The organism is Actinomadura fibrosa (assembly GCF_900659615.1).
GTDB classification, from domain to species: domain Bacteria; phylum Actinomycetota; class Actinomycetes; order Streptosporangiales; family Streptosporangiaceae; genus Spirillospora; species Spirillospora fibrosa.
In genome coordinates, this window is the sequence record NZ_CAACUY010000390.1 from 1 (window position 1) to 5,825 (window position 5,825).

Genomic DNA, 5,825 nt, shown 5'->3' on the forward strand with positions numbered 1-5,825 from the left:
CCCCGCGACACCCCGGCCTCGGCCCGCCGCCCCGGACCCGTCCCGCCCGCCCCCGGCGTGCAGGCCGCCGCGGCGAGGACGGTCGCCGTCCCCGCCGCGGTGAGCGGCCAGCGCCGCCCGGTCGTCCGTCCCCCGAACTTGCGCACCATGCTGTCCCCGCGGTGAATCGTCGTTACGGCCCCGTCCTCCGTGGTGTTCCGGTCACGGAGGGTCAGGACGGCACGTTAGACGGTCGGGGAGATCGGGACCGGCGGGCCGCCGGAGTTTCGTGGTCTCGATTCGGTGACGGCGGCCCGCCCGTCGTCCGCGTGATCTAGTGGGCCCGCGCGCGGCGGGGGAGCAGGAAGGCGACCAGGAACGCGGCGCCGGTGAGGGCGAGGGTGAGCCAGGAGACGTGCTCGGCGGCGTCGAGGGCGAGCCGCTCGTGGGCGGCGGTCCCGGCCGGGCCGGTCCCGAGGATCCCGAAGAACACCGTGCCGAGGACCGCGATGCCGAGCGAGGCGCCGAGCTGCTGGATCGACTCCAGCGCGGCGGACGCCGAGCCGACGTCGGCGTCGGCCATGCCGGCGACGATGATGTCGAACAGCGGGACGAAGATCATGCCCATGCCGGCGCCGAACAGCAGCAGCGGCGCGGCGAGGTCCCAGCCGCCGAGCCCGGTCCCGGCGGTGCCGAGCACCGCGAGCAGGGCCGCCGTCCCGGCCGCCATCAGGGTCAGGCCGATGTGCAGGATCGTCCGGCCGAGGCGGTTCATCATGCCGCCGCCGAACGCCGAGCCCGCGAACGCGCCGATCGCCCAGGACGCCATCGCGAGGCTCGCGCCGAGCGCGGTGTAGCCGAGGCCGAGCTGGAGGAACAGGCCGACGGCGAGGGACGAGCCGGTGATCGTGCCGAAGAAGACGACGACGAACAGCGCGCCGGAGCGGTAGCCCCGGTCCGCGAAGATGCCGAGGCGCAGCAGCGGCGTCCGGCCGGCACGCGCGCGGTTCCGCTGGTGCAGGGCGAACACGGCGAGGACGGGCAGGGACCCGGCGAGCAGCGCCAGCGACCAGGCGGGCCAGCCGAGCTCGCGGCCCTGGACGAGCGGGTAGACGAGCATGCTCATCCCGGTCCCGCCGAGCAGCATGCCGGTGGCGTCGAGGCCGCCGGAGCGGTCCGCGGCGGCCGGGGCGGGCAGGACGCGGGAGCCGACGGCGAGGGCGTAGGCGCCGATCGGCAGGTTCAGCAGGAAGATCGCGCGCCAGCCGGTGCCGAGCACGTCGGCGTCGATCAGCAGGCCCGCGACGACCGGGCCGAGGATGGTGGCGAGGCCGATGGCGGGGCCGAACAGCGCGAACGCCTTGCCGATCTCGCGGGGGCCGAACAGGTCCCGGATGAGCCCGAAGCCCTGCGGGATCATCACGGCGGCGGCCAGGCCCTGCGCCACCCGGAACCCGATGAGGCTCTCCGGCGACCAGGCGAGGGCGCAGGCGGCCGAGGTGGCCATGAACGCGGCGGCGCCGGCCAGCAGGACCGGGCGGCGGCCGAACATGTCGCCGAGGCGCCCGCCGGTGAGCAGCGCGACGGCGAGGGCGAGGGTGTAGCCGGCGGCCGTCCACTGGAGCGCGGCCAGCGACCCGCCGAGGTCCGCGCGGATCGCGGGCGCGGCGACGTTGACGACGGTGGAGTCGAGGAGGTTCAGCAGGGTGGCGGCCAGCACCGCCGAGAGGCCGAGCCAGCGCCGCGGGTGCGGCGCCGCGCCGGGGGCGGGCTCCGCCGCGGCCCGGGGTGAGGGGGCCGCCTGGCCCGGCTGGGGGACCGGTGTCTCGATCGTCGCGCTCACGGGAACGTCCTTCCGACAGGAGCGGAATGCTCTGTTCCGATAATAGCAGAACGGAACGCTTTATTCCACTATCGGTCGGTATCCTACGGGCGGGGGAGGGATCACCGTGGGCACACGCGGCACGCTGCGGATCTACCTGGGCGCGGCGCCCGGCGTGGGCAAGACGTTCGCCATGCTCGGCGAGGGCCGCCGCCGCGCCGAGCGCGGCACCGACGTCGTCGCCGCCCTCGTCGAGACGCACGGCCGCGCCCGCACCGCGGTGCTCCTGGAAGGGCTGGAGACCGTCCCGCGCCGCGAGCTCGTCCACCGCGGGTCCACGTTCACCGAGATGGACCTGGACGCCGTCCTCGCCAGGCGCCCCGAGGTCGCCCTCGTGGACGAGCTGGCCCACACCAACGTCCCCGGCTCCCGCAACGGGAAGCGCTGGCAGGACGTCGAGGACCTCCTGGACGCGGGCATCGACGTCGTCTCCACCCTCAACGTCCAGCACCTGGAGTCGCTGAACGACGTCGTCGAGCGCATCACCGGCACCGTCCAGCGCGAGACCGTCCCGGACGAGGTCGTCCGGCGCGCCGAGCAGATCGAGCTGGTCGACATGTCCCCGGAGGCGCTGCGGCGGCGGATGGCGCACGGCAACGTGTACGCGCCCGAGAAGGTCGACGCCGCGCTGGCGAACTACTTCCGCGTCGGCAACCTCGCCGCGCTGCGCGAGCTGGCGCTGCTGTGGGTCGCCGACCGCGTCGACGAGGGCCTCGCCCGGTACCGGGGGCGGCACGGCATCACCGCGCCCTGGGAGGCGCGCGAGCGCATCGTCGTCGGGCTCACCGGCGGCCCCGAGGGGGAGACGCTGGTCCGGCGGGCGGCCCGCATCGCCGCCCGCGCCGGGCACGCCGATCTGCTCGCGGTGCACGTCAGCCGCAGCGACGGCCTCGCCGGGCCGCCCGCCGAGCAGACCCCCGCCCGGCGGCGCGCCCTGGTCGAGAGCGTGGGCGGCACCTACCACCAGGTCGTCGGCGACGACGTGGCCACCGCGCTGCTGGAGTTCCTGCGCGGGGTGAACGCCACCCAGGTCGTCCTCGGGTCCAGCAGGCGGCGCGGCTGGCAGTTCGTCCTCGGCCCGGGCGTCGGCGCCACCGTGGCCCGCGAGGCCGAGGACATCGACGTGCACCTCGTCCCGCACGAGCACGCGGGCAAGGGACGCGGGCCCGTGCGGCTCGCGGGCAGCCCGCTCAGCGCCCGCCGCAGGGCCGCCGGATGGGCGCTGGCGCTGCTCGGCCCGCCGCTGCTGACCGCCGTCCTGCGTCCCGCCGGGTCCCCGCCCTCGCTCAACACCGACATGCTGCTGTTCCTCGCCCTGACGGTCGGGGTGGCGCTGGCCGGCGGCCTGTGGCCCGCGGTGGCGGCGGCGATCGCCGGGTTCCTGGCGCTGAACTGGTTCTTCACCCCGCCCGTCCACACGCTCACCGTCGGCCAGCCCGGCAACGCGCTCGCGCTTGCCGTGTTCGTGGCCGTCGCGGTGGCCGTCTCGTCCGTGGTGGACCTGGCGGCGCGGCGGGCCCGGCAGGCCGCCCGGGCCGGCGCCGAGGCCGAGACGCTGAGCCTTCTCGCCACCACCGTCCTGCGCGGCGAGCGGGCACTGCCCGCCCTGCTGGACCGGGTCAGGGAGACCTTCGGCGTCCGGGCCGTCGCGCTGCTGGAGCGCGCCGGGGACGGCGGCGGCTGGGTCACGGCCGGCTCCACCGGCGACGCCCCCGCCGCCGACCCGGGGTCGGCCGAGGCCACCGCCCGCGTCGGCGAGAACTCGGTGCTCGCGCTCAGCGGCCGCGTCCTGCCCGCCGCCGACCGCCGCGTCCTGACGGCGTTCGCGTCCCAGGCCGGCGCCGTCCTGGAGGCGCGGCGGCTGGAGGAGGAGGCCGCGCGGGCCCGCCGCGAGGCCGAGGGCAACACGATCCGCACCGCCCTGCTCGCCGCCGTCTCGCACGACCTGCGCACCCCGCTCGCCTCGATCAAGGCCGGGGTGAGCGGCCTGCGCGCCACCGACGTCGACTGGGACCCCGAGGACGAGGCGGAGCTGCTCGCCTCCGTCGAGGAGTCCGCCGACCGGCTCGACGGCCTGATCGGCAACCTGCTCGACATGAGCCGCCTCCAGACCGGCGTGGTCACGCCGCTGATCCGGCCCGTGTCGCTGGACGAGGTGCTGCCGAAGGCGCTGCTCGGCGTCCCCGAGGACCGCGTCGACCTGGACGTGCCCGAGACGCTCGCGCCGGTGCCCGCCGACGCCGGGCTGCTGGAGCGGGCCCTCGCCAACGTGATCGAGAACGCGGTCCGGCACGGCGCGGGACGCGTCCTCGTGACCGCCTCCGAGCTGCCCGCCGGCACCGGCCCCGGCCGCGTCGAGGTCCGCGTCGTCGACCGCGGGCCCGGCGTGCCCGGCGGCGCGAAGGAGCGCATGTTCGCGCCGTTCCAGCGGCTCGGCGACGCCCCGGGCGGCTCCGGCGTCGGGCTCGGCCTCGCCGTGGCCCGGGGGTTCACCGAGGCCATGGGCGGCACGCTCACCCCCGAGGACACCCCCGGCGGCGGGCTGACCATGGTCCTCGCCCTGCCCACCGCGGACGCGCGGCGACCCGGCGGCGAGGAGGGCCGATGACACGCGTACTGGTCGTGGACGACGAGCCGCAGCTCGTCCGGGCGCTGCGGATCAACCTGCGGGCCCGCGGCTACGAGGTCGACGCCGCCGCCGGCGGCCGCGAGGCGCTCGACCTCGCCGCGCGCCGCCACCCGGACGTGATCGTCCTGGACCTCGGCCTGCCCGACATGGACGGCACCGACGTCATCGCGGGCCTGCGCGGCTGGCTGACCGCGCCGATCATCGTGCTGTCCGCCCGGCACGGGTCGGGCGACAAGGTCGAGGCCCTCGACGCCGGCGCCGACGACTACGTCACCAAGCCCTTCGGCATGGACGAGCTGCTGGCCCGGCTGCGCGCCGCCGTCCGCCGGGCCGCCCCCGCCGCCGAGACCGCGGTCGTCCAGGCGGCCGGGTTCACCGTCGACCTCGCCGCCAGGAAGGTCGTCCGGGACGGGGCGGCCGTGCGGCTGACCCCGACCGAGTGGCACGTCCTGGAGGTCCTGGTCCGCAACGCCGGGCGGCTCGTCGGGCAGCGGCAGCTCCTCCGCGAGGTGTGGGGCCCCTCCTACGAGACCGAGACGAACTACCTGCGGGTCTACCTGGCGCAGTTGCGGCGCAAGCTGGAGGCCGATCCCGCCCGTCCGCGACACCTGATCACCGAGCCGGGCATGGGCTACCGCTTCGAGCCGTGAGGCGCCGGGCCAGGGGATTTCCCCCATGGCCGGAGGGTCCGATTCACCCCGGGATGCCATACGCTTCCACCTATGGACGAGGTTTCGGCCGGAGTGCCGCCGGAGACGGGCTCCGCGGGTCCCGACGGCGGCAGGGGCGGACTGCGGCGCTTCCTGCGCCGCATGGCGTCGAGCAAGGCCGAGCTGGAGGCCGAGGAGCTCCAGAAGACCACCGGTGACGAGGGCGCGACGCCCATCACCGCCTGCGGAGCGCGCAAGCGACACTGCGTAGCGGGTACGCTGCGTACGGTGACGCTCCGCCCGCGCGGCGGGGCTCCCGCCCTGGAGGCCGAGCTCTACGACGGCACCGACGTGATCAACCTGGTCTGGCTCGGCCGGCGCAGGATCGCCGGCATCGACCCGGGGCGCCGGCTGCGCGCCGAGGGCCTGGTCAGCCTCCAGGACGGGCGCAAGGTCATGTTCAATCCGCGATACGAGCTGCGCGGCGGTTCGTGAGGCCGCCGCGCGCGGCCGGGAGAACGACGTGAGCGAACGGCAAGTGAGCACCGATCCCGCGGAGGACGCCGTCCCCGCCTCCCCGCAGCCCGCCCCCGGAGCCGCCCCGGACGCGGCCGCGCAGGCACCCGCCACGGGGGCCCCTGCGTCCGGCGACGGAGCCGCGCCCGGCGGCGGCGCCACCGCGTCC

The 5,825-nt window shown here is 76.3% G+C and carries 4 protein-coding genes; 3 read left to right on the forward strand and 1 reads right to left on the reverse strand.

What is annotated here, in order from left to right:
- Positions 1-313: 313 nt before the first annotated feature.
- Positions 314-1,822 carry an MFS transporter gene (locus E1300_RS46875; protein WP_207400400.1) on the reverse strand — a complete coding sequence of 503 codons (1,509 nt, stop codon included), beginning with the start codon at positions 1,820-1,822 and terminating at the stop codon, positions 314-316.
- A 172-nt stretch (positions 1,823-1,994) separates the two neighbouring features.
- Between E1300_RS46875 and E1300_RS46880 the strand changes: the two genes are divergently transcribed.
- The 3 genes from E1300_RS46880 (at position 1,995) to E1300_RS46890 (ending at position 5,635) form a co-directional block, all read left to right on the forward strand.
- Positions 1,995-4,469 carry a sensor histidine kinase gene (locus E1300_RS46880; RefSeq protein ID WP_242619857.1) on the forward strand — a complete coding sequence of 825 codons (2,475 nt, stop codon included), beginning with the start codon at positions 1,995-1,997 and terminating at the stop codon, positions 4,467-4,469.
- Positions 4,466-5,140 carry a response regulator gene (locus E1300_RS46885; RefSeq protein WP_131763730.1) on the forward strand — a complete coding sequence of 225 codons (675 nt, stop codon included), beginning with the start codon at positions 4,466-4,468 and terminating at the stop codon, positions 5,138-5,140. Before E1300_RS46880 ends, E1300_RS46885 begins: the two co-directional genes overlap by 4 nt.
- Before the next feature lie 72 nt (positions 5,141-5,212).
- The gene (locus tag E1300_RS46890) at positions 5,213-5,635 is read left to right on the forward strand and encodes an OB-fold nucleic acid binding domain-containing protein (protein ID WP_131763731.1); all 423 of its coding nucleotides are present in this window, start codon (positions 5,213-5,215) and stop codon (positions 5,633-5,635) included.
- The last annotated feature ends 190 nt before the right edge of the window (positions 5,636-5,825 follow it).